The sequence below is a fragment of the Streptomyces sp. NPDC001709 genome, assembly GCF_053596375.1.
Genome location: NZ_JBSFGB010000007.1, coordinates 52,449 through 75,301, shown reverse-complemented (window position 1 = coordinate 75,301; position 22,853 = coordinate 52,449). Strand labels below are relative to the sequence as shown.

Annotated in this window: 20 protein-coding genes, 1 other RNA gene and 1 pseudogene; 13 read left to right on the top strand and 9 right to left on the bottom strand. The window is 71.8% G+C overall.

Annotated elements, in window-relative coordinates:
* Positions 1–70 precede the first annotated feature (70 nt).
* A complete protein-coding gene (locus ACWC0C_RS12905; RefSeq protein WP_450863735.1) occupies positions 71–1,339 on the bottom strand; it encodes a hypothetical protein in 1,269 nt (422 codons plus the stop codon).
* A gap of 188 nt (positions 1,340–1,527) precedes the next feature.
* Between ACWC0C_RS12905 and ACWC0C_RS12900 the strand changes: the two genes are divergently transcribed.
* From ACWC0C_RS12900 to ACWC0C_RS12890, 3 genes are read left to right on the top strand one after another with little or no spacing between them, the layout of a single operon-like run.
* On the top strand, positions 1,528–2,367 hold the full coding sequence (locus ACWC0C_RS12900) for a Nif3-like dinuclear metal center hexameric protein (protein ID WP_449200214.1): 840 nt from the start codon (positions 1,528–1,530) through the stop codon (positions 2,365–2,367).
* Between the two features lie 13 nt (positions 2,368–2,380).
* Positions 2,381–3,124, top strand: coding sequence for a zinc ribbon domain-containing protein (locus ACWC0C_RS12895; protein ID WP_449200228.1), 744 nt, complete (start codon positions 2,381–2,383; stop codon positions 3,122–3,124).
* A gap of 36 nt (positions 3,125–3,160) precedes the next feature.
* Positions 3,161–4,342 (top strand): bifunctional RNase H/acid phosphatase, encoded by a 1,182-nt coding sequence (locus ACWC0C_RS12890; RefSeq protein WP_450863734.1) that lies wholly within the window; start codon positions 3,161–3,163, stop codon positions 4,340–4,342.
* On the opposite strand, the gene eda is transcribed toward ACWC0C_RS12890, so the two are convergent.
* Complete coding sequence (gene eda, locus ACWC0C_RS12885) at positions 4,314–4,985, bottom strand: bifunctional 4-hydroxy-2-oxoglutarate aldolase/2-dehydro-3-deoxy-phosphogluconate aldolase (RefSeq protein ID WP_450863733.1); 672 nt, start codon at positions 4,983–4,985, stop codon at positions 4,314–4,316. The two genes, ACWC0C_RS12890 and eda, sit on opposite strands and share 29 nt — an antisense overlap.
* Positions 4,986–5,047: 62 nt before the next feature.
* A complete protein-coding gene (gene yaaA / locus ACWC0C_RS12880) occupies positions 5,048–5,830 on the bottom strand; it encodes a peroxide stress protein YaaA (RefSeq protein ID WP_450863731.1) in 783 nt (260 codons plus the stop codon).
* A 109-nt stretch (positions 5,831–5,939) separates the two neighbouring features.
* Between yaaA and ACWC0C_RS12875 the strand changes: the two genes are divergently transcribed.
* Positions 5,940–7,373 carry an RNB domain-containing ribonuclease gene (locus ACWC0C_RS12875; protein WP_450863730.1) on the top strand — a complete coding sequence of 478 codons (1,434 nt, stop codon included), beginning with the start codon at positions 5,940–5,942 and terminating at the stop codon, positions 7,371–7,373.
* On the opposite strand, the gene ACWC0C_RS12870 is transcribed toward ACWC0C_RS12875, so the two are convergent.
* Positions 7,360–7,929 carry a hypothetical protein gene (locus ACWC0C_RS12870; protein ID WP_450864065.1) on the bottom strand — a complete coding sequence of 190 codons (570 nt, stop codon included), beginning with the start codon at positions 7,927–7,929 and terminating at the stop codon, positions 7,360–7,362. The two genes, ACWC0C_RS12875 and ACWC0C_RS12870, sit on opposite strands and share 14 nt — an antisense overlap.
* A gap of 271 nt (positions 7,930–8,200) precedes the next feature.
* Positions 8,201–9,748 (bottom strand): FAD-dependent monooxygenase, encoded by a 1,548-nt coding sequence (locus ACWC0C_RS12865; protein ID WP_450863728.1) that lies wholly within the window; start codon positions 9,746–9,748, stop codon positions 8,201–8,203.
* Positions 9,749–9,795: 47 nt separating this feature from the next.
* On the opposite strand from ACWC0C_RS12865, the gene ACWC0C_RS12860 reads away from it, so the two are divergent.
* The 6 genes and pseudogenes from ACWC0C_RS12860 (at position 9,796) to rnpB (ending at position 13,632) form a co-directional block, all read left to right on the top strand.
* On the top strand, positions 9,796–10,422 hold the full coding sequence (locus tag ACWC0C_RS12860) for a TetR/AcrR family transcriptional regulator (RefSeq protein ID WP_450863727.1): 627 nt from the start codon (positions 9,796–9,798) through the stop codon (positions 10,420–10,422).
* 91 nt (positions 10,423–10,513) lie between these two features.
* Positions 10,514–10,933: a DUF4260 family protein gene (locus ACWC0C_RS12855; protein ID WP_450863726.1), complete on the top strand. Its 420-nt coding sequence runs from the start codon at positions 10,514–10,516 to the stop codon at positions 10,931–10,933.
* Complete coding sequence (locus ACWC0C_RS12850; protein WP_450863725.1) at positions 10,926–11,450, top strand: TetR/AcrR family transcriptional regulator; 525 nt, start codon at positions 10,926–10,928, stop codon at positions 11,448–11,450. The genes ACWC0C_RS12855 and ACWC0C_RS12850 overlap by 8 nt, the downstream gene beginning before the upstream one ends.
* Before the next feature lie 28 nt (positions 11,451–11,478).
* Positions 11,479–12,300 carry a helix-turn-helix domain-containing protein gene (locus ACWC0C_RS12845; protein WP_450863724.1) on the top strand — a complete coding sequence of 274 codons (822 nt, stop codon included), beginning with the start codon at positions 11,479–11,481 and terminating at the stop codon, positions 12,298–12,300.
* A 22-nt stretch (positions 12,301–12,322) separates the two neighbouring features.
* Positions 12,323–13,102 (top strand): annotated as a pseudogene (locus ACWC0C_RS12840) (DMT family transporter); the annotation flags it as partial.
* Between the two features lie 115 nt (positions 13,103–13,217).
* Positions 13,218–13,632: RNase P RNA component class A (gene rnpB / locus ACWC0C_RS12835), an RNA gene on the top strand.
* A gap of 37 nt (positions 13,633–13,669) precedes the next feature.
* Here rnpB and ACWC0C_RS12830 read toward each other — a convergent pair.
* From ACWC0C_RS12830 to tatA, 4 genes are all read right to left on the bottom strand, one after another.
* Positions 13,670–14,554, bottom strand: coding sequence for a metallophosphoesterase family protein (locus ACWC0C_RS12830; protein WP_450863723.1), 885 nt, complete (start codon positions 14,552–14,554; stop codon positions 13,670–13,672).
* Between the two features lie 10 nt (positions 14,555–14,564).
* The gene (locus ACWC0C_RS12825) at positions 14,565–16,475 is read right to left on the bottom strand and encodes an FAD/NAD(P)-binding protein (protein ID WP_450863721.1); all 1,911 of its coding nucleotides are present in this window, start codon (positions 16,473–16,475) and stop codon (positions 14,565–14,567) included.
* A gap of 136 nt (positions 16,476–16,611) precedes the next feature.
* Entirely contained in the window at positions 16,612–18,249 is a 1,638-nt protein-coding gene (locus ACWC0C_RS12820; RefSeq protein ID WP_450863720.1) for an MFS transporter, read from the bottom strand.
* 124 nt (positions 18,250–18,373) lie between these two features.
* The gene (tatA, locus tag ACWC0C_RS12815; RefSeq protein ID WP_450863719.1) at positions 18,374–18,655 is read right to left on the bottom strand and encodes a Sec-independent protein translocase subunit TatA; all 282 of its coding nucleotides are present in this window, start codon (positions 18,653–18,655) and stop codon (positions 18,374–18,376) included.
* Between the two features lie 223 nt (positions 18,656–18,878).
* Between tatA and ACWC0C_RS12810 the strand changes: the two genes are divergently transcribed.
* From ACWC0C_RS12810 to ACWC0C_RS12800, 3 genes are read left to right on the top strand one after another with little or no spacing between them, the layout of a single operon-like run.
* Positions 18,879–19,916 carry a DUF1702 family protein gene (locus tag ACWC0C_RS12810; protein ID WP_450863718.1) on the top strand — a complete coding sequence of 346 codons (1,038 nt, stop codon included), beginning with the start codon at positions 18,879–18,881 and terminating at the stop codon, positions 19,914–19,916.
* Positions 19,913–21,847 carry a CRTAC1 family protein gene (locus tag ACWC0C_RS12805; protein WP_450863717.1) on the top strand — a complete coding sequence of 645 codons (1,935 nt, stop codon included), beginning with the start codon at positions 19,913–19,915 and terminating at the stop codon, positions 21,845–21,847. Before ACWC0C_RS12810 ends, ACWC0C_RS12805 begins: the two co-directional genes overlap by 4 nt.
* Positions 21,844–22,845: an enediyne biosynthesis protein gene (locus ACWC0C_RS12800; RefSeq protein WP_450863716.1), complete on the top strand. Its 1,002-nt coding sequence runs from the start codon at positions 21,844–21,846 to the stop codon at positions 22,843–22,845. The genes ACWC0C_RS12805 and ACWC0C_RS12800 overlap by 4 nt, the downstream gene beginning before the upstream one ends.
* Positions 22,846–22,853 lie beyond the last annotated feature (8 nt).

Here is a 22,853-nt window from a genome sequence, read left to right as displayed (position 1 = left end):
TCTTACGTACAGCCGGGCGAGTGTAACCGGCACACCACGGGCCGAATCCAGGCGCACACGCCAACCGGCACTAGTTCGTTACAAGACGTCCCAGGGGTGCTTGCTGCAACGGCACGGGACGCGCCGCAACCGGCTCCGGAATGTTTACTTCCGCCAACTCTGGGGGCGCAGGCTCCCGAGGGCCCGGTTCCGTCGGCTTCCGTGACGCCTCGTGCGCCCCGGCAGCCGTGCCGTCCCGGACCGGACCCTCCAGACCCGTGTCCCCCGGTCCCCCCGAGGCCACGGCAGTGCCGCTTTCCGCAGCCCGCTCCCCCCTGGGTGCCGTCAGCTCCGCCACGCCGCACGGAGCCTCCCGCGTGGCGTACGGCAGCCGCAGCACCCCGTCCCGTGTCCACAGCCCGGCCCCGGTCAGCCACCCCACGGGTGCCGGGAGATGACTCATCCGCCGCCCGCCCGGCCGCCAGAGGCCCACCCAGCTGTTGCCGAAGGACCCGTCGACGCGCAGCGCCACCGCGCAGTTCTCCGGCATCAGCACCTGCCCGGGCTGGATCGCGAACGGCGTCACCGCACAGTCCGGCACTCGCAGACACTCCGGGAAGCGCACCGGCAGCCTGCTGCCGAGCACGCCCCAGCCCAATCGTTCCTGCCCCGGCGAGGGCGCGTCGGAGGAGATGAGCAGCAGGCCGCTGTCGAGGTCGGCGAGCAGCAGCCGGTCGTCGCTCCCGGGCGTGATCTGCAGCAACGGTGAGACCTCGGCGCGCTCCAGGTCCACCACGACCGTCTTGACCGGCCCTCCGGCCGGCTTCCGGTCCAGCGCCAGCATCCGTCCGGCCCGGTCCAGCCAGACCCCGCCCGAACAGCGACCCGGCACCTCCGCGAGCCGCTCCGGACCGAACGCCCCGCCCACCACCAGCCAGACCACGCTCGATCGCGGCCCGGCGGCGAGGGCGTACGCCCGCGAGCCGCCCGGTGCGGGCGGCAGCAGGGTGAGCCGGGTGCCGGGCTCGGGGCACTCCACCGAGCCCATCGGCAGCTCGCCGGTGGCGGGGCCGGTCGGGTACAGCAGCGAGAAGGCGTGCCGGCGCTCGACCAGCCGGTGGATCAGCACCCGGCCGTCGGACAGGGGCTGCACCTCGGTTCCGGGCTCCTCCGGCTGGTTACCGGGCAGCGGTACCGCGTACGGCTCCGGGCCGTCCAGCGTCCAGCGCTCCGGGAACCAGCAGTCGCCGGCCGGCGCGAGCCGGGCGCCGTACGTCCCGTCGGCCGTGATGACGCACCCCGCCTCCGGCGCCCCGCCGGCCCCGTCCGTGGACGGGGGTTCGATCGCACAGGCCGTCATGGTTCGGTCACCTCCGGCGACGAAGCTAGTTTTCGCACGCGCGGGCGTGGGACCGGCTGACCCGGACTTCACACATACGGGTGGCGCAGAAGCGATTCACCTGAGGAAAACGGGACCTTTGTGCTGAGCGGGGGCAGAGCACTCGTATGCGGTACGGCCGCGCAGGCCAGCCAGGTAGCCTTTCCCTCGTGCCCCGTCTGTCTGAAGTCATCGCCGCGCTGGAGACCCTGTGGCCCGCCGAGCGGGCCGAGTCCTGGGACGCGGTCGGCACGGTCGTGGGCGACCCCGACCAGGAGGTCACCCGGGTCCTGTTCGCCGTCGACCCCGTGCAGGAGATCGTCGACGAGGCGGTGAAGCTCGGCGCCGACCTGCTGGTCACCCACCACCCGCTCTATCTGCGGGGGACGACCACGGTCGCGGCGAGCCACTTCAAGGGCCGTGTCGTCCACACGCTGATCAAGAACGACATCGCCCTGCACGTGGCCCACACCAACGCCGACACGGCCGATCCCGGGGTCTCGGACGCCCTCGCGGGCGCGCTGGACCTCCGTGTCGTACGACCGCTGGTGGCGGACCCGACCGACCCGGCGGGCCGCCGGGGCCTCGGCCGGGTGTGCGAGCTCGACCACCCGGTGACCGTCCGCGAACTGGCGGCCCGGGCCGCCGAGCGGCTGCCCGCCACCGCGCAGGGCATCCGGGTGGCCGGCGACCCCGAGACCGTCGTCCACACGATCGCCGTCAGCGGCGGCTCCGGCGACAGCCTCTTCGACCAGGTCCGCGCGGCCGGTGTCGACGCCTTCCTCACCGCCGACCTGCGCCACCACCCGGCCGGCGAGGCGGTCGCGCACAGCCCCCTCGCGCTGCTCGACGCGGCGCACTGGGCCACCGAGTGGCCCTGGTGCGAGCTGGCCGCAGCCCAGCTCGACGAGATCTCCGACCGCCACGGCTGGGACCTTCGCGTCCACGTCTCCAAGACGGTCACCGACCCCTGGACCGCCCACGCGGCGTCCACCACCCCCAGTAGCTAACAGGAGCCCCCAACTGAACGCCGCGCCCGCCGACCAGATCCGACTCCTCGACGTCCAGGCCCTCGACGTCCGCCTGCAGCAACTCGCGCACAGGCGGAGGTCCCTGCCCGAGCACGCCGAGATCGACGCGCTGAACAAGGACCTCATCCAGCTGCGGGACCTGCTCGTCGCCGCGCAGACCGAGGAGGGCGACACCGCCCGCGAGCAGACCAAGGCCGAGCAGGACGTGGACCAGGTGCGCCAGCGCGCCGCCCGCGACCAGAAGCGCCTGGACTCCGGCGCCGTCACCTCGCCGAAGGACCTGTCCAACCTCCAGCACGAGATCGCCTCCCTCGCCAAGCGGCAGGGCGACCTGGAGGACATCGTCCTGGAGGTCATGGAGCGCCGCGAGGCCGCTCAGGAGCGGGTGACCGAGCTGACCGAGCGGGTCGCCTCGGTGCAGTCGAAGATCGACGACGCGAGTGGCCGCCGGGACGCCGCGTTCGAGGAGATCGACGGCGAGGTGGCGGCGGTGACGAAGGAGCGCGAGGTCATCGCGGGTGCTGTGCCCGGTGACCTGCTGAAGCTCTACGACAAGCTGCGCGAGCAGCAGGGTGGCATCGGCGCGGCCAAGCTGTACGCCCGCACCTGCCAGGGCTGCCGTCAGGAGCTGGCGATCACCGAGCTGAACGAGATCCGCGCGGCGGCGCCGGACACCGTGGTGCGCTGCGAGAACTGCCGTCGCATCCTGGTGCGTACGGCCGAGTCGGGTCTGTAAGAGTCGGGCCGGTAAGAGACGTAAGGGGCTTGGGGCGTGCGGGAGTTCATCGTCGAGGCGGACGGCGGATCACGGGGCAACCCGGGCCCCGCGGGCTACGGGGCGGTCGTCCGTGACGCGGCCACGGGTGAGCCCCTGACGGAGGCCGCGCAGTACATCGGCACCGCCACCAACAACGTGGCCGAGTACCGGGGCCTCCTGGCCGGCCTCCGCGCCGCCCACGCCCTCGACCCGACGGCCGCCGTCCACGTCCGCATGGACTCCAAGCTCGTCATCGAGCAGATGTCGGGCCGCTGGAAGATCAAACACCCCGCCATGAAGCCCCTGGCGACCCAGGCCCGCTCCGTCTTCCCACCGGATCAGGTCACCTACGAGTGGATCCCCCGCGAGCAGAACAAGCACGCGGACCGCTTGGCGAACGAGGCGATGGACGCGGGCGCGAAGGGCGAACAGTGGTCGCCCGCGCAGTCCACGGCAGCCCTGGACGTGCCCGTCCCGCAGGAAGCGACACCTCCCGGCGAGCAGCGCCTCACCGCCCCCGACGAGGAGCGCCTGTCCGCTGCCCCTGGCTGGAGCGCCGCCCCCGACCTGGGCGCACCGGCGACGTTCGTCCTCCTCCGCCACGGCGAAACCCCCCTCACCCCCCAGAAGCGCTTCTCCGGCAGCGGCGGCACCAACCCCTCCCTCTCCACCGCCGGCCGCGAACAGGCCGGCCGGGTCGCGGAGGCGCTCGCCAAGCGCGGCACCATCCAGGGCATCATCGCCTCCCCCCTCACCCGCACCCGCGAAACCGCCGAAATCGTCGCCACCCGCCTCGGCCTGGACGTCACGATCGACGAGGGCCTGCGCGAGACGGACTTCGGCGCCTGGGAAGGCCTCACCTTCGGCGAGGTCCGCGAGCGCTACCCCGACGACCTGAACGCCTGGCTCGCCGACGCGGAGGCCCACCCCACCGGCGGCGGCGAGAGCTTCGCCGAGACCGCCACGAGGATCGCCGCCACCCGGGACAAGCTGGTCGCCGCCCACGCGGGCCGCACGGTCCTGCTGGTCAGCCATGTGACCCCGATCAAGACGTTCGTCCGCCTGGCCCTCGGCGCCCCGCCCGAGTCCCTGTTCCGCATGGAACTCTCGGCGGCCTCCCTGTCGGCGGTGGCGTACTACGCGGACGGCAACGCGAGCGTCCGGCTCTTCAACGACACGTCCCACCTGCGTCCCTGACCCCGGCGAGCCGCGCGGCGCCCCGCGCCAGCTCCTCGATCCGCGCCCAGTCGCCGGCGGCCACCGCGTCCGCCGGGACCATCCAACTTCCGCCCACACAGCCGACGTTCGGCAGGGCGAGGTACTCGGGCGCGGTCTTCGGGCCGATCCCTCCCGTGGGGCAGAAGCGGGCCTGCGGCAACGGCCCGGCCAGCGAGCGCAGGTACGCCGTACCGCCCGCCGCCTGCGCCGGGAAGAACTTCATCTCCCGCACGCCGCGCTCCAGCAGCGCCACGACCTCCGACGTGGTCGACACCCCGGGCAGGTACGGCACCCCGGACCCGCGCATCGCCTCCAGCAGCGCGTCCGTCCACCCGGGGCTGACCAGGAACCGCGCCCCCGCCGCCACACACGTGCCGACCTGCCCCGGCGTGATCACCGTGCCCGCGCCGACCACCGCCTGAGGCACCTCGCCGGCGATCGCGCGGATCGCGTCCAGCGCCGCCGGCGTCCTCAGCGTCACCTCGATCGCCGGCAGCCCTCCCGCCACCAGCGCCCGCGCCAGCGGTACGGCGTCGGCGGCGGCGGAGACGACCACCACGGGCACGACCGGGGCGAGGTCCAGCACGGAGGCAGCCGAGGAGGAGGGCGGCGGTGAGGTCATGCCCTCATCGTGCCCACCCGGTGCATCACTCGCAACGAACGTTGCACATGCTGCAATGTCTGTCAGTGAACCTCGTCCACCAGCACGTCCAGCGACCACGCCCTGCCCGCCCGGCCCGGCGCCTCCGCCTCCACGACGTACCCCAGCTCCCGCAGCACCTCGATCAGCTCGGCGGGGTCCTTCGGCGCGGCACCGGCCGACAGCAGACTGCGGACGATCCGCCCCTTGGTCGCCTTGTTGAAGTGGCTGACCACCTTCCGGGTCGGCGCGTGCAGCACCCGTACGGTCGCCGTACGCCCGGCGACCTCGCCCTTCGGCTTCCAGGCCGTCGCATACGCCGAGGAGCGCAGGTCCAGCACCAGGCCGTCGCCGGCCACCTCGGGCAGCACCTCGGCCATCGGTGCCCGCCAGTGTGCGGCCAGCGCGCCGAGCCCCGGCAGCTTCACGCCCATCGAGCAGCGGTAGGAGGGGATCCGGTCCGTGACCCGTACGGCGCCCCAGAGCCCGGAGAAGACCAGCAGCGAGCGGGCCGCGCGCTTCTTCGCCGCCGTGTCCAGCGTGGCCAGGCCGAGGGCGTCGTAGAGGACACCGGTGTAGATCTCCCCGGCGGGGCGGGCGCCGGCCGTCGGCAGGCAGGCGTTCTTCGCGACCTCACCGCGCAGCCCCTCGCTCAGCCCGAGCACCTCGCGCGCCTTCTCCTCGTCGCCGGAGCACAGCTCGACCAACTCGCCGAGCACGGCCTCCCGCGCGGCGGTCAGCCCCGGCAGGGACAGCGACTCGAACTTCAGTGGTGTGCCCGCGCCCGAGTTCGCCTTGCCTTCCGAGGGCGGCAGCAGGACCAGCAACACGTACTCCTCACGTAGACCTCCGCGACAGGGTACGGCGTGCCACCGGTCGGTCCGCGACCGCAGGGCCTGCCCGGCGGATCCGCCGGACAGGCCCTACGCTCGCTGTATGCCCCGCCGCAGGATCCGCGTGACCGGTGCCCCCGAAGCCCCCTTGCGGGCCGCGCTCGCCGCGCTGCGGGCCGGACTCGGTCTGCCGGAGGAGTTCCCGCCCCCGGCCCAGGCCGAGGCCGAGCGCGCGGCGAAGGCGCCGGCCCCGCCGTCGTACGACGCCACGGACATCCCCTTCTTCACGCTCGACCCGCCGGCCTCCACCGACCTCGACCAGGCGACCCACCTGTCCCGGCAGGGCGCCGGCTACCGGGTCCGGTACGCCATCGCCGACGTCGCCGCCTTCGTCGTACCCGGTGGAGCGCTGGACGCGGAGGCGCACCGGCGGGTGAACACCCTCTACTTCCCGGACGAGAAGATCCCGCTGCACCCCACCGTGCTCAGCGAGGGCGCGGCCAGCCTGCTGCCGGGCCGGACCCGGCCCGCCGTGCTGTGGACGATCGACCTGGACGCGGAGGGCCGCACCCTCGCCGTCGACGTGCGCCGCGCCCTGGTGCGCAGCCGGGCCAAGCTCGATTACGCGCGCGTGCAGAAGGAGGTCGACGCCGGGACCGCCGAGGAGCCGGTCGCGCTGCTCAAGGAGATCGGCGAGGCCAGGGAACGGCAGGAGACCGAGCGCGGCGGCATCTCCCTGAACGTGCCCGAGCAGGAGATCACCGAGCAGGACGGCACCTACGTCCTCGGCTACCGGGCCCCGCTGCCCGCCGACGGCTGGAACGCCCAGGTCTCGCTTCTGACGGGCATGGCGGCCGCCGACCTGATGCTGGCCCACGGCACCGGAGTGCTGCGCACCCTCCCCGCCGCCCCCGACGGCGCCGTCGCCCGCCTCCGCCGCACCGCGACCGCGCTGCACATCGACTGGCCGCACCATGTGTCGTACGCGGCGCTGATCCGCACCCTCGACCCGCACAACACCCACCACGCGGCCTTCCTCCAGGAGTGCACCACGCTGCTGCGCGGCGCCGGCTACACCGTCTTCCGGGACGGCGTCCTGCCCGCGATCACCACGCACGCCGCCGTCGCCGCCCCCTACACCCACTGCACCGCCCCGCTGCGCCGCCTCGCCGACCGCTACGCCTCGGAGATCTGCCTCGCCGCCGTCGCCGGTCAGTCCCCGCCCGACTGGGTGCTCGCCGCGCTGGACGCGCTGCCCCGGCGGATGGCCGAGGGCTCCCGTATCGCCGGCACGGTCGAGCGCGAGTGCGTGGACATCGTGGAGGCGGCCCTGCTCAAGGACCGGGTCGGGGACGTGTTCGAGGGCTGTGTGGTGGACGTCGACGAGCACCGGCCGGGCGTCGGGACCGTCCAGGTGGACTCGCCGGCGGTCATCGGCCGGATCGAGGGCGACCGGCTGCCGCTCGGCGAACGCCTGCGGGTCCGGCTCAGCCGGGCCGACCCGGGGACGACGAAGATCCTGTTCACTGTGGCGTGAGGGCCCGTACGAGGGTGCCGGGCTCGTCGGCGTGCAGCCGTACCACGCTGACCTGCCGTGGGTGGCCGAGGAACGACCGGTGGGTGACGGGCTCGGCCAGCTCGAGCCGCACCGACGTCTGGGAACCGACCGCGAGGTCGAGTACGTCGTCCGCCGGCTCGTGCGTCATCCGCGTCTCACGGTGCACGGCGGCGATCGCGGTCAACGGGATCCGCAGGTCCACGTGGACCCCGTACCGTACCCGCAGCGCCTCCCGGGTCAGCACGTGCGGGCGGACCACACAGGCCGCGTGCAGGCCGATGACGAGCAGCACGGTGTAGACGTCCAGCACCAGCAGCACGTCCTGCGCGGTGGGCATGCCGCGCAGCATCACGGACACGCCGACCGTCTCGACCACGCACACGAAGGCGAGCCCGGCCATCGTCGCACCCTGCCCGCGCGTGTACCCGAACGCCCGCCCACCGGCGGTCCCCTGGGTGCGCCGCGCCAGCCACAGCACCAGGCTGACGTAGAGCCGCACCTCGTGCCCCGCCAGCCGCCCCCATGCCTTCAGCATCCTCATCTCCCCTCCCCGGCAAGGATATTGAGTGCCCGGCGGAACACCTCGGCCTGGGCGGGCGCGAATTCGGCGTACAGGGCGCGCAGGACGGCGTGGCCAGTTGGGCCCGCAGCCGCTGCCGGTGCCTTCGCCTCATGGCAACCGAGTCGGGTGGATGGGTGGGAGGCGGGGGTCTGGGGGCGGAGCCCCCAGTGGCTCAGCCCGGCCGACGGAGCTATTGGGCGGACGTCTACAGCAGCGCAGCGCAGACGTTGACGTCGCGGCAGGGTCAAGCGGTGGCCGTCCGTGTGCCGAGCCAGCGTTCCAGGGCCTTCGGCAGGTCCTCGGCGGCCTTGTCGTCTTCCGGGTCGGCGGCCCAGGCCACGAAGCCGTCCGGGCGTATGAACAGCGCCCCGAGGTCCGGCCGGTCCGGGCAGGCGAGCGTACGGACGTCCAGCCGGTCGCCGTAGCCCTCGGCGCGGGCGCGCAGCGCGGATTCGTCGGTGAGGTCGAGCAGCAGGGCGCGGCCGGTGTGCAGGTGGTCGCCGAGCCGGGAGCCGTCGGACAGCACCAGGTCGGGTGCGCTGGCACCGGTCAGCGGGTGGTCGCCGGGCAGATCGTAGCGCTGCCAGACGCCGGAGATCCTCGTGACGAGGTAGGTCGTCCCGGTGGTGGTCAGCGCCAGGTCGGTCACCACTCGGCGCAGGGCGCGGGCGTGCCGGTCCGGGCGCATCACCGCGATCTGGGCCCGGGTCCAGTCGAGCACCCAGGCGCCGATCGGGTGCCGCTCGGCGGTGTAGGTGTCCAGCAGGGACTCGGGTGCCGTGCCGCGTACGACGGCGGCCAGCTTCCAGCCCAGGTTCATCGCGTCCCCGAGGCCGAGGTTCAGCCCCTGCCCGCCGAACGGCGAGTGCACGTGCGCCGCGTCGCCCGCGAGCAGCACCCGGCCCTTGCGATAGTCCGTGGCCTGGCGGGCGTTGTCGGTGAACCGGGTGGCGCTGAGCACCTTGTGGATGGTCACCTCCGGCACCCCCGACACCCGGCGCAGGCTGGCCTGCAGCTCCTCGGCGGTGACGGGCGCGGAACGGTCGGCCGGGGGCCCGTCGAACTCCACGCTGAGGATCCGGCCGGGGAACGGCCCGTGGACGTACGTCCCCACATCCGTGGTGTTCCAGCCCACGCCCAGCCGCTCGGTGCCGGTCAGCTCCACGATCGCCTGGTAGCCGGTGATCTCCGGGTCCGTGCCCGGGAAGTCGAACCCGGCGAGCTTGCGGACGGTGCTGCGCCCGCCGTCACAGCCGACCAGCCAGCCGGCCCGGATCGTCCCCTCGCCGGTGTGTACGGCGACCCCGTCCCCTTCGGCGTCGAAGCCGGTCAGCTCCACGCCCCGGCGTACCTCCACACCTAGCTGTGCGGCCCGGCGGGCCAGGATCCGCTCCAGCTCGGCCTGGGGCACGCCGAGCCCGCTGTCGGCGGCGGGGCCGACGTCCGCCCAGGCGGGGTCGGAGCCGTCGAAGAGGTCGGGGTCCAGCATGATCCCGGCGAAGTGCCCGGCGAACTTGGGCGGGAGCTTGCCCGTGCCCGCGCCATTGCCCTTGAAGGCGCGCAGTCGTTCCAGCGCCGCCTCCCACACCGCCGCCAGCTCGGGCAGCAGCCCGCGCCGGTAGAGGGCGACCGCGCTCGGGATGTTGACCGCGCCCGCCTTGATCGTCTCGTCCACCTCGGTCAGCCGCTCCACGACCAGCACCCGCGCACCGCCGAGCCCCAGCTCGCAGCCGAGGAAGAGGCCCACGGGGCCGGCGCCGGCCACCACCACGTCGTAATCGAACGTCGTCATGACCCTGACTGTAGTCACTAAAATTTTTGGGTGGCTACACTTTTTGTGTGAACGAGCCACTGGATGAGGTGCTTTCCCTGCGGGAGCGCAAGAAACTGGCCACGCGGCAGCGCATCTCGGACATCGCGACAGGTCTGTTCGTCGAGCGCGGCTTCGAGGCGGTGACGGTCGCCGAGGTCGCGCGCCAGGCCGGCGTCTCCGCGATGACGGTCTTCAACTACTTCCCGCGCAAGGAGGACCTGTTCCTCGACCGCATCCCGGAGGCCGCCGCCCGCTGTGCCGGGGCGGTGCGCGACCGGGCCGCCGGTGAGTCGCCGCTCGCCGCCCTGCGTCGCCTCGCCCTTCGGCTGCTGGACGAACGGCACCCGTTGGGCGGTGTGGGGGACACCTTCGCCGCCTTCTGGCGGGTCGTGGCCGCCTCGCCCGCCCTGTGCGCCCGGGCCCGCGAGGGTGTCGAGGAGGTGGAGCGCGCGCTGGCCGCCGCCCTCGCCGAGGCGGCCGTGCCCGATCCGGACCTGCTGGCGGCCCTGGTCGTGGCGGCGTACCGGACGGTCGTCGTCGCGTCCACGCGCCGACTCGCGGCCGGCGATCCGGTGGACGAGGTGGCGCGGGAGCACCGCGTGCGACTGGAGGCGGCCTTCGCGGCGCTGGAGCGCACGGGCCTTGACGGCTAACACTGTTAGCCGTACGGTCGAGTCGTGGCTAACGGCGTTAGCCATCCCGAATCGCGGCACGATGCCGTACGAGGAACCGGAGGCAGCAGCCATGACCGCAACGGCCGGCACCACCCGCACGCCCCGCTCCACCCTCACCGTCCTGCGCCGCACCGCATGGCTGGCGCTCGCCCTGTTCTGGTCGGCCTTCGCGGTGCTGGAGGGCATCAACCACGGCCTACTCGCCGGCACCCTGGCCCTGGCCTTCCTCGTCCTGCCGGACCTGACCTTCCTGGTCGCCTTGGACGACGCGCCCCGCATGGCCAAGGGCCGGCTGGCGCCGCGCGCGGTGCCGTACTACAACGCGATGCACCGCGCCCTGGTCCCGCTCGCGCTCCTCGCCGCCTACACCGTCCTGCCGGTCGCCTGGCCGCCCGCCTTCGCCGCCCTGTGCGGCTGGCTCGCCCACATCTCGTACGATCGCGCCTTCGGCTACGGACTGCGCACCAAGGAGGGTTACCAGCGTGGCTGACGACCGACTCACCCCCCGGGCGCGGGAGATCGCCGCAGCGGCCCGCGCGCTCCTGGAGGAGTCCGGGCCCGCCGCCCTCACCATGCGCACCCTCGCCGACCGCCTCGGCATCAGGGCCCCGAGCCTCTACAAGCACTTCCCCGACAAGCACGCCGTGGAGGTGGAGCTGACCGCGCAGCTGCTCGCGGAGTCGGGCGAGGCCCTGGAGGCCGCCGAGATCCGCGCCCCCGGCTCCCTCGAAGCCCTCGCCGAGGCCTACCGCGCCTACGCCCTCGCCCACCCGCACCTGTACTGCCTGGCCACCGAACGCCCCCTGCCCCGCGCCGAACTCCCCGCCGGCCTGGAGGGCCGGGCCGCCCTGCCGCTGCTGCGCGTCTGCGGCGGCGACCTGGACCTGGCCCGCGCCACCTGGGCCTTCGCCCACGGCATGGTCATCCTGGAGATCCACGGCCGGTTTCCCGCGGACGCCGACCTGGACGCGGCATGGAAGCGGGGCCTGAAGGCGTTGCACCCTTGACGGGTTCGGTACGGCAAGGGGGCGCGGGATGGCGGAACAGGCGCTGTGGACGCGCGCCCGGCTGGGCCACGAAGGACCCCCGCTCGACCTCCTGACGGCGAACTTCCGCCGGCACACCTACGCCCCGCACGCCCACGACGAGTACACGATCGGCGTCTGTGTCGGCGGCAGCGAGGTCATCGACTACCGGGGCGGCCACATCCGCACCGGCCCCGGCACGATCGTCGTCCTCGACCCCGGCGAGATGCACACCGGCGGCCCCGGCAACGCCACCGACGGATACGCCTACCGCGCCCTGTACGCCGAGCCGTCCCTCCTGACCGACGGTGTCCTCGGCGGGCAGCCGTACTTCCGTGAACCGCTCGTGCAGGACCCCGAACTCGCCGCCGCGCTACGCCTCGCCCACACCGAGCTCAGCGTCTGCCCGGACCCGTTGGAGGCGGAGTCCCGTATGCCGTGGCTGCTGACGGCCCTGGCCCGCCGCCACTCCACGGCCAGGCCCTGCCCCGACCTGGTCCCCGGCGCGGGCACGATCGCGCTGACCGTCCGCGACCGCCTGGCCGACGAACTCACCGCCCCGCCGACCCTTTCCTCCCTCGCCGCCGACCTGGGCCTGTCCCGCTACCAGCTCCTGCGGGCCTTCCGCACGACCATGGGCATACCGCCGTACGCCTGGCTCGCCCAGTACCGGGTCACCCGGGCCCGCGCGCTGCTCGCCGCCGGACTGCGCCCGGCCGAGGTGGCCGGTCTGGTGGGCTTCGCCGACCAGGCGCACCTGACGCGCTGGTTCCGCCGGGTGCTAGGGGTGACCCCGGCGGCGTACCGCAACAGCGTTCAAGACGCGCCCTGAGCGGCTGGCCGAAACTCACCGCATGACTGCACGAGGCTGGTTCCTGTTCTCCCTCATGGGAGTGATCTGGGGCATCCCCTATCTGATGATCAAGGTGGCGGTGGACGAGGTGTCCCCGCCGGTGGTCGTGTTCACGCGCTGCGCGCTCGGCGCGGTCCTGCTGCTCCCCTTCGCGCTGCGCCAGGGCGGGCTGCCCGGGACCATACGCACCCACTGGCGCCCCATGCTGGCCTTCGCGTGTCTGGAGATCGTCGTCCCCTGGTTCACGCTCACCGATGCCGAACGGCATCTGTCCAGCTCGACGGCGGGCCTGCTGATCGCCGGGGTGCCGATCGTGGGTGTGATCGCGGCCCGGCTCCTCGGCGACACCGAACACCTGGGAGCCCGCCGGCTGGCCGGCCTCGCCCTGGGCCTGGCCGGCGTGACGGTTCTGACCCTGCCCCACCTGACCGGCGGCGACGCCCGCTCCCTCGTCGAGGTGCTGGTGACGGTCGTGGGCTATGCGACCGCCCCCCTGATCGCCGCGCGCCGCATGAAGGACGTCCCCTCCCTGCACCTGACGGCGGCCTGTCTGACCCTGGCGGCCGTGGTCTACGCCCCGGTGGCGATCGCGGTGCGCCCGTCGTCCATCCCTTCCTCCTCCGCCCTGGCGGCCCTGGCCGGCCTGGGCGTGCTCTGCACGGCGGTGGCCTTCGTGGCGTTCCTGGAGCTGATCAAGGAGGCGGGCCCGACCCGGGCGACGGTGATCACCTACGTCAACCCGGCGGTCGCGGTGGCGGCGGGCGCGGTCTTCCTGAACGAGCGGCTGACGCCCACGGTCCTGGTGGCCTTCGCCCTCATCCTGGCGGGCTCGGTCCTGGCCACGGCCGCGGGCCCGCACAGGTCCCGGCGCCCGGTACCATGGTCCACACGGCAGACGAGCCGGGCGGACGGCCGCGTGGAGTCCCCCTAGGGGGCTTCCCGAGGAACGTCCGGGCTCCACAGGGCAGGGTGGTGGCTAACGGCCACCCGGGGTGACCCGCGGGACAGTGCCACAGAAAGCAGACCGCCCGGGGCTTTGGCCCCTGGTAAGGGTGAAACGGTGGTGTAAGAGACCACCAGTGCCCAGGGCGACCTGGGCAGCTAGGTAAACCCCACCCGGAGCAAGGTCAAGAGGGGCCGCCTCCTCGAAAGAAGAGGCGTCCCTGCGCGGACGTTCGAGGGCTGCCCGCCCGAGTCCGCGGGTAGACCGCACGAGGCCGGTGGCAACACCGGCCCTAGATGGATGGCCGTCGCCCCGGCGCCCGCGAGGACACCGGGGAACAGAACCCGGCGTACAGCCCGACTCGTCTGCCGCCACCTGCGGCTTTGCCCCGGAAATGCTGCGGGGTCAGGCTCCGGGGCCGAATGTGTCGATGACGGAGCGGAGCTTCTGTTCGTCGAGTTCGTAGACGGTCTCGCCGGCCTGCGGGTCGCGGGCGTGGAGGGTGTGGAACAGCGGGCCGTGCGCCGTATCGAGCTGGACCAGGGTGGCGGAGGCTCCGCGCACGGCCCGTTTGGTGCCCGGGGCGGCGGTGAGGTCGACGCGGCTGACGACGCCTGGGGTGACCCAGACGGGTGTCGCCTCCAGAAAGCCGAAGACCTGCAGGTGGAAGTGGCCGCACAGGATGAGGCGGACGTCGCTGTCGCGGATCCCGTCGGCCAGCTCGGCGGGGTTCTGCAGGCCCAGGGCCTCCTGCACTTCCACGTCGAGGGTGATCGGCGGGTGATGGAAGACCAGGACGGTGCCGTGGGGCGCCGGCGTGCGCAAGACGTCGGTGAGCCAGTCGATCTGGGTACGGCTGAGGTGTCCGTACCCCTTGTCGGGCACGAGTGAGTCGAGCGTGATGAACCGGTAGCCGTCGACCAGGCTCACGGCGGCCCGTTCGGTCTCGGTGGACGGCACGAGGGCATGGGCCCGGTCGCTGCCATCCGGGTCGAGGTGGCCGCTGCCGAGTACCTTGGTGAACGCTTGGCGTTCGTCGTGGTTGCCGGTGCTGCAGATCACCGGGACATTCCGCGCCGCCGTGAATTCACGCAGGATGTCGCGGGCAGCGACATATGCGTCCACGGAGCCGTCGTCGGCGATGTCGCCGCTGACGACGACGGCGTCGACAGCCGTCAGATGCCGCAGATCAGCAATTATCCGACGCAGGGACCGAGTGGCGTTGACGCCGTGTTTGTTCGGTGCGTCAACGCGATCGAGGTGGATGTCCGACAGGTGCAAGATCCGCATTCACCAGAGGCTATCGGTCCGGCTTCGCATAATCCTTCATTCCTTCGGTGTTCGCTATCCCCAATTGTCGACGCAGCTGCTGTGGCGTCACGGAGACGTCGACGAGCCGTTCGACGGCGGCCCGGTTGACGACCGCCCTGGTCAGACGGCCGCGCGCAGAAGCACCCAGTGGAAGGGCCGGAAGGTCGTCCAAGGACCGGATGCAGGCGTCCAACCGGGAATCGAGCAGCTCCCGCTCCTTTCGGGTACGCGTGGCCAGCCTCCTCACCTCCAAGAGCACAGCCTCCTCGAATCCGGTCCGGACTGCTCCTTCCCTCTTGCTGACAAGGCTCCGGAATTGAGAATGGATGTGAGCCGGACCATCCTCATGCGACTCCAGTTGCTCGATCACGCGCGCGGCGACCACGATTGACTGGTTCTTTATGGCGGCGAGATTGAAGGCGAATGCGCCCGTCCGCCCGTTCCGCACGATCTCGTCGCCCTCCCGTAGTACGCCGACCGCCGAGATCGGTCCGGCCGGCTCCCCGTCGGATCTCAGCAGCGCCCCCTGTTCGTCGACTTCCAAGCCGCGTCCGGTGCGTTCATGGGGCACCGCGATCCCCTTTCGGAGGAGATTCCCCCAGAGCGACTGGCCGACCCTGGTGTAGTCCCACTCCCTGCCGAAGTTGGAGACCACCAGATCGGCCTCGATGGTGACTTTCTCTTCCGGGGACGCGACCGAGACGACGAGTCGCCCGGACTCCGTCGGCGTGATCCCCTCCACATTGCCGACGACCAACTTCACCGATCCGTCCGCCGGGTGCATCGCGTGCTCGATGATCGCCATCGTGTACTCCACCGCGCCGACCCGGAACGCCGCTATCGCGGTGCTGAACTCGTCCAACAAGCGCCGCAGTTCTGCCGAGGGAATCCGTTCGATGGCCTCGGGGAGATACGGCTCCCACGCCTTGGCCACCCGCTCCGCGACCACCGCCGGGGCGACTTCGGGATGGTCCCGGACGACCGTCGAACACGCCGTCTCCCACTCGGCCCGAACCCGGGCGAGGAACTCCTCACGATTCCCGTACGGCTCCAACAGTGAAGTCGGACAGGGCAGTTCGAACACTTCGTGCTCGTGGCCACGAGGGTACGTCCGGAACATCGTGCCGGTCTTGGAGATGAGATGGATCCTCCCGACGTGGCCCTGGCGCAGCAGGAGGCCCGCCGAGTCGTACGCGCTCAACGTGGAACCGACGATCGCGACGGTCGCCCCGGGTGGCAGTGCCTTGAGCTTCCGGACGCCTGCCGCGGAGAACGGGTTCCGTACGAAGGACGCATGCGCGAGAACCTCGTTGGCGAAAGGCGGCTCCCTGAGTTCGAGGCCGGTCGCGAGAACAACGTGCTCGGCGAAGATCACAGTCGGTTCCGGGCCCTGCCCGACCTGGACGCCGTCGCAGTGCGGCGCGGACGACTGCCGTACCGTCACCTCGACTCCCGAGGGGAGCACTTCCATGTCGATCGCCTCGCCGTCCGCTTCGACGAGCACGACGCCGGGACAGGCTTCCCGCCGGGCTTCGACCAGCCGATCGACCAGGTAGTCCTGGAAGATCCGCCGGGGCGCCGGGCCCTGCTCGACGAACTCGAACGCGGCCCAGGGCGCGGGCCAGTCCCGGCGGTCGGCCTCGACGTTGGCCCAGCGGACGAAGTCGTGGACGTCCTCCCGGAACACCGACATCCGGCCCGCCTGGATGTTGAACACATGATCCCAGGGGTTACCGTCCCGGTGGTACGCGACGCCCGCGGACCGGTATGCGGAACGCCGTTCGAGCAAGACGATCTCAAGCGGCCTGCGCGCGAAGCGCAGCAGCCGGATCGCCGTGGCGGTGCCGCCCAGGCCGGCACCGACTATGAGCACTCTTGGGCATAAGCCTGTTCGTCCCATGGCAAAATCCTCCCCGTTGAGCGATGAGCGATGAGCGTTGAGCCTTTGCCGATCCGGCCGAGTCCAAAGCGAGTTGGCGTCCAGGCCGTGTCTACCCATCAGGCCTCGATGCGGACACACCTACGTGGGGCGGCCGTCATGCCGAGGTGGTCGCGGATGCGCTGCCTTTCAGGGGCCTGGTGGAGATCTCTTCCAGGGACCGTGCACGGGTGTCCACTCCCGAGAGGATGACCGCGACGGTGGCGAGGGCGAGCGGCACCGCGCCGAGCAGCGCGGTGGTACGGAGAGACGGCGGAGCCACGGCCGCCACGGCCACAGCGATCATCAGCACGCCGCCGACCTTGGTGACCGCGGCCGTGAGTCCGGAAGCCTGCGAGCGAACCGCCGTCGGATACACCTCCGCCGTATAGGCACCGAGGACGGCGACGGCCGAGCCGGCCGACCAGATGGGGACGGCGAGCAGCAGGTGCAGCGGCAGTGGGTGCACGGCGATCCGGTCGCCCACCGCTGCCAATGCCGCCATGGCGGCCGCGGTGCAGGCGCCCAGGAGGACGAGTGTGCCCTTGCTGCTCCACCGTCCGTACAGCCAGGCGATCGCGAGGTTGAAGGGCAGTCCCAGCAGGGCCGCGTCCCGCAGGGTGGTGTCCGCGGTCAGTTCGGTGAAGCCCAGGCGCTGCAGGTCGGTGGGGATCCACAACTGGAAGCCGTAGGTCACCAGGCCGATCCCGAGGGCGAGCACCACCAGGGGGAGGCCGACTCTGGTGTAGGGCGCCAGCAGGAGCCTCAGATAGCCGGCGCGGGGCGCGGCCGCGGGGACGTTCGCGAGAGGCGGCGGGACGAAGGTCAACCGGGCGCCGTAGCGTGCCAGCACGGCCTCGGCGTCGGCGCGCCGCCCACAGGCCACGAGAAAGCGCGCGGACTCCGGGATCCAGCGGTTGAGCAGCAGCAGGACGACGCCCGTGGGCAGTCCGAGCAGCCACAGCACGCGCCAGCCGAAGTGTGGCACGAGCAGTGAGGCCGCCCAGCTGGTCAGCACATAGCCGCCGGCGGTTCCGACGCCGCCGATCAGGACGACGATCCAGCCGCGCTGCCGGGTCGGTACGGTCTCGGTCAGCAGGGTGAAGGTGAGCGGGAGCATGCCGCCCGCGCTCATCCCCATCAGGAAGCACATGAGGATGTTCATCCAGAACAGCGGCATGGCTCCGCAGACGGAGGTCGCGAGAAAGACGACACTGGCCAGCAGGATGGCGGGGCGGCGGCCGATGCGGTCGCCGAATCCGCCCCACAGGAAGGAGCCGATGACGGTTCCGCCGATTCCGGAGAGCGGCAGCAGTGCGACGGGCAGGCCGCCGTGCGGATGGACCGCCGAACGCAACCCGTATTCCTTGGCCACTCCCGGTACGACGAAACTCAGCGTCATGGGCTTCATGACGTCGATGGCCACGGCGAGCGTCATCACCACCGCCAGCGCGCAGTGTGCTCGTGTCAGCGGCACATCGTCGGTGAAACTCGCCCGGAGCGGTCCCTGCCCGTCGTCGCCGGTCGTCCGGCGGGGGCCGACGATTCCGTAGGCGCACGCCGCCACCCCGGCCAGGACCAGCGTCATGCTGATCACCATGAGCGGGGTCGAGTCGCTGCCCGCCATGGAGGCCGGATGCCCCGGCGGGCGGGCGAGGTGCCCGTACATCGGCAGGTGGCCCAGCGTGCCCGCGAGGCACAGGAGGGCGCCGCACCGGAACCAGCCCGGTCGAGCGAAGTCGACGCGATGTCCCATGGATCCCCACCTCTCGGAACCGGTGCCGGGAAACACCGGGAAACACTGTGACAAGGTGGCTACCACGCGTCAATGGCCGGATACCGTGTGCGATCGCCCTGCGTCACGTGGCCCGGGGCGCGTGTCAGTCGTGGAGCGCTTCCCGCCCCTTCCCGGTGGCCTCCGCGACGACGATGTGCGGCTGCGGGGGTGTCCCCGCCCTCGTGAGCGCGGGTGGCTCGGTCGGCGTGGACGACGCGGACGACGCCTCCCGCTCCGCCTCTTCGCGGCCGGCTCGGGTCTCGGCTTTGAGGATGCGCAGCGACTTTCCCAGCGAGCGCGCGGTGTCCGGGAGCCGCTTCGCTCCGAACAGAACCATGACGACCAGGGCGATAATAATGATTTCGAGCAGACGGTTTTCCAGCATTGCGACCTTCTTCGGCTGGTGTGGACTCATCATTCCTGCGGCGTGACGGCATGGTTATTGTCACCTTTTCCGGAGTCCTACCCGTTTGATCAGTGGCCGTCGGGTGTGGTTCACCTGTTGGATGCAGGGCCGGTCAGATGCACTCTTTCAGCGGATCAAGGCGGCGCCAAGTTGCCCCGAGGCTATTAGTCGCAATAGATGACGTGCTGGAGGGGAAATAATAGTGCCGTTCTTGGTTCCCCGGTTGCTGCGGCAGGACATGCGGCAAGTTGATTTCGGGGCGCGCCGATTCAGGCTTCGCTCGGGTCCGTCCCGGCAGCGGTTGGAGGATTCCGGAAGAGCCTTTCTCGAGGGCTTCAACCACTCGGTGGATGCGCACAATACGGATGCGCTCGGCGCGGCACTCGACGGTGTCCCCGAAGAACTCCGAGGGTTCGCCTTCGAGGGTGCGGGCATGGGCTGCGCGCTGCTCGATCTGCTCACCCTGTCCCGGGGGCGCAGACTGCGGGAATTTCTTGAGGGACCGGGCGTCGACTATCCGCATCTGATCCATGTGGGTGCCGGCTGGGCCTTCGGCAAAATGCGCCTGCGCCCCTGGCGCGGACTCCGCGCCGGTGACCCCTTGCTGCGCTGGCTCGCCTGGGACGGATTCGGCTTCTACCAGGGGTTCTTCGACTCGGACCGGGTCGTGGCGGGGCAGCGGTCGGAGCGGGGCCTCGACCCGTGGCAGCGTGCCGTGCGGGATCAGGGGCTCGGGCGGTGCCTGTGGTTCCACGAATGCGCGGACCCCGAGGCGCTGGGCCTGCGGGTGGCCGGGTTCCCCGCGTGGCGGCGGGCGGATCTGTGGAGCGGCATCGGCCTCGCGGCCGTGTACGCAGGGGGTGCGGACCAGGACGAACTGTGCGCGCTGGTCGAGGCGGCGGGCGACTGCAGGGCCCACCTGGCCCAGGGTGCCGCCTTCGCCGCCGCGGCCCGGCTGCGCGCCCGTACCCCCCTGCCCGAGCACTGCGACCGTGGGGTTCTGGCTCTGGCCGGGGTGCCGGCGAAGACCGCGGCCGACTGGACCGACACCGCACTCGCCGACCTGGGCCCCGACCCCCGCACGGGACGGCACTACGAGGAGTGGCGGGCCGGGATCAGGCGGCTGTGGGCGGCCCACCACGGTTCCGGTCCGACCGATGCCCCCACGCAGCGCCCTGCCCAGGACTCCCGGACCACCGAGGCCGCCGTGTCCGCGCCCCGCTCTCGGAGGAGCCGATGAACTCGCTCGCCTGTCATGCGAGAGCGCATGCCGCCAAGGCCGTGGCGCTGTGCTGTTGTCTCACGGCCTTCGGGCTGGCCCTGCCGGACACGGTGTCCGCGGCCGACCGGGCGGCTGCGGCGGCACCCTTTCACTTCACCGCACACGCGCTGAACGACCCCGACCGGCCGGGCGAGCGGCGGCTGCGGCCGGTGGCGCCGGCCTTCCACCACATCCGGTCGTGGATCTCCTCGGTCGGCGCCGGCGCCGGGCTGTTCGCCGCCGACGGCGGGACGGTCGCGCACGACGTGTGCCTGGTCGACCCGCGCACGGACACGGTCACCGTCGAGCCGGCGCCCGGTACCGGGAAGCGCTATCGTCCCTTCACCCTTGCGGCGAAGGGCCTGTACATGCCGTCGTACGCGGCCCCGATGGGCTGCATGCCGGCCGACCTGAACCAGGACGGCCGGCAGGACCTGGTGGTCTACTACTGGGGCCGCTCGCCCGTGCTCTTCCTGCGCGGGTCCGGCGCCGCTCCCTCCCGGGCCGACTTCGTGCCGCGGGAACTGGTCCCCGGCCACCCGGTGTGGAACACCAACGCGATGACCCTGGGCGACTTCGAGGGCAACGGGCACCTCGACCTCGTCGTGGGCAACTACTTCAAGGACGGGGCCCGGGTACTGGACCCCACCGCCAGGCAGCCCGAACTCCAGATGCCGTCGTCGATGTCCCACGCGCTGAACGGCGGCACACTGCGCTACTTCCGCTTCACCGGCGGCCGTTCCGGCCGGAAGCCCGATGCCCGCTTCGCGGAGGTGCAGGGCGCCTTCGGGCCGAAGCCCCCGACCGGCTGGACGCTGGCTCTCGGCGCCCAGGACCTGGACGGCGACGGACTGCCGGACCTCTACCAGGCGAACGACTTCGGCCGAGGCCGGCTGCTGATCAACGAGTCCAGGCCCGGCGCCCCCACGTTCCGTCTGGCCACGGGAACCCGCCACTTCACCACCCCGAAGTCCAAGCAGCTGGGCAACGGCTCGTTCAAGGGCATGGGCGTCGCCTTCGCCGACCTGGACCGCAGCGGAACCCAGTCCATCCTGGTGGGCAACATCACCGAGCCCTACGCACTCCAGGAGAGCAACTTCGTCTTCCGGCCCACGGTGCCCCGCGACCGGCTGGGCGCCCTGCTCCACCGCGGCGAGGCCCCCTACGACGACCACAGCGAGGGCATGGGGCTGTCCCGCTCCGGCTGGACGTGGGACCTCGTCGCGGCCGACTTCGACAACTCGGGCTACCCCCAGGTGATGCACGCCACCGGATTCCTGGCGGGCAGGACCGATCGCTGGGCGCAGCTGCAGGAGGCGGCGATGTCCAACGACCTGATCCTGCGGCACCCCGAACTCTGGCCCAACGTGGAACCGGGGGACGATCTCTCCGGCCACGACCCGAACACCTTCTTCGTCCGGACACCCCGGGGCCGCTATGTGAACCTGGCCAGGGAAGCCGGGGTCGCGTCCACCGCCGTCACCCGGGGATTCGCCGTTGGTGACGTCACCGGTGACGGACGGCTCGACTTCATCGCGGCCAATCAGTGGGGACAGTCGGTGCTCTACCGGAACCAGTCCAAGGCGGCCCCCTTCCTCGGGCTGCACCTGCGGCTGCCCACCGGCTCACGGCACGCCACCACCCCGGCCATCGGCGCCGTCGCCCGGCTGCACCTGCCCGACGGGAAGGTGACCGAGCAGCAGCTCTACCCCGCCAACGGGCACGGCGGAGTCGCCGCTCCGGACCTGCACTTCGGCCTGGGCGGAGAGCACCCGGCCCGCCCGATGCGCGTGGACCTCTCCTGGCGAGACCTCCACGGAGTACGGCACGAGCGCACCGCAACCCTCCCACCGGGCTGGCACACCCTCGTGCTGGCAGCCGACGGAACCATCGCGGAGGTTCCCGCATGACGACCGACCACACCTGCGCCGTCGACACCGGTAAGCCCTGCGCCCCGTGCCGACGCAGCAAGGCGCTGCGCCGCTTCGCGATGTCCATCACGGCCGCCACCGTGCTCGGTCACACCGTCCTGGGCTTCGAACAGGCCTATGCCACACCGCTGTTCTCCGTCCTGGCCGCGGTGCTCACCGAACTGCTCCTGGAAACGGTCGAGGCATGGGGCCTACGGCGCCCGGCCCGGTACCGGCGGCCTCTCGGCGAAGCGGTCGACTTCCTGCTGCCCGCCTACATCGGGGGCCTGGCCTGCGCGATGCTGCTGTACGCCAACAGCCGCATCTGGCCCACGCTGCTGGCCGCGATCGTCGGTGTGTCCGGCAAGTACCTGTTCCGGGTACGGATGATGGGCAAGGCCCGGCACGTCCTCAACCCCAGCAACTTCGGCATCGTCACGGTCCTGCTGTTGTTCCCGTGGGTGGGCATCGCACCACCGTACGAGTTCACCGAGTGGCTGAACGGCTGGTGGGGTGCGGTCCCGCCGATGGTGGTGCTGGCTCTCGGCACCCTGCTGAACGGCAAGCTGACCGGCAAAGTGCCGCTGATCCTCGGCTGGGCGGGCGGCTTCGTGGCGCAGGCGCTGCTCCGCGGCGCGCTCACCGACATCTCCACCGTCAGTGCCCTGCTGCCGATGACCGGTACGGCCTTCGTGCTGTTCACCAACTACATGATCACCGATCCGGGCACCTCGCCGTGGCGTCCACGCAACCAGGTCGTCTTCGGCGCGACCATCGCCGCGGCGTACGGCGTGCTCGTGCAACTGCACGTCGTCTTCGGCCTGTTCTTCGCCCTGGTCATCGCCTGCGTGCTGCGCGCGGCACTGCTGGCCTTCCTCTCGGCGCGCGGCGCCAGCGGTATCCCGGCCCCGCGCCAGGAAGCCGGACAGGCCGACGCCCAGAACGCCCGTGCCACGGCCGCTTCCGGCGCCGGCGCCGCGGTCGCCGACGCGTCCTGAGTGGCTTG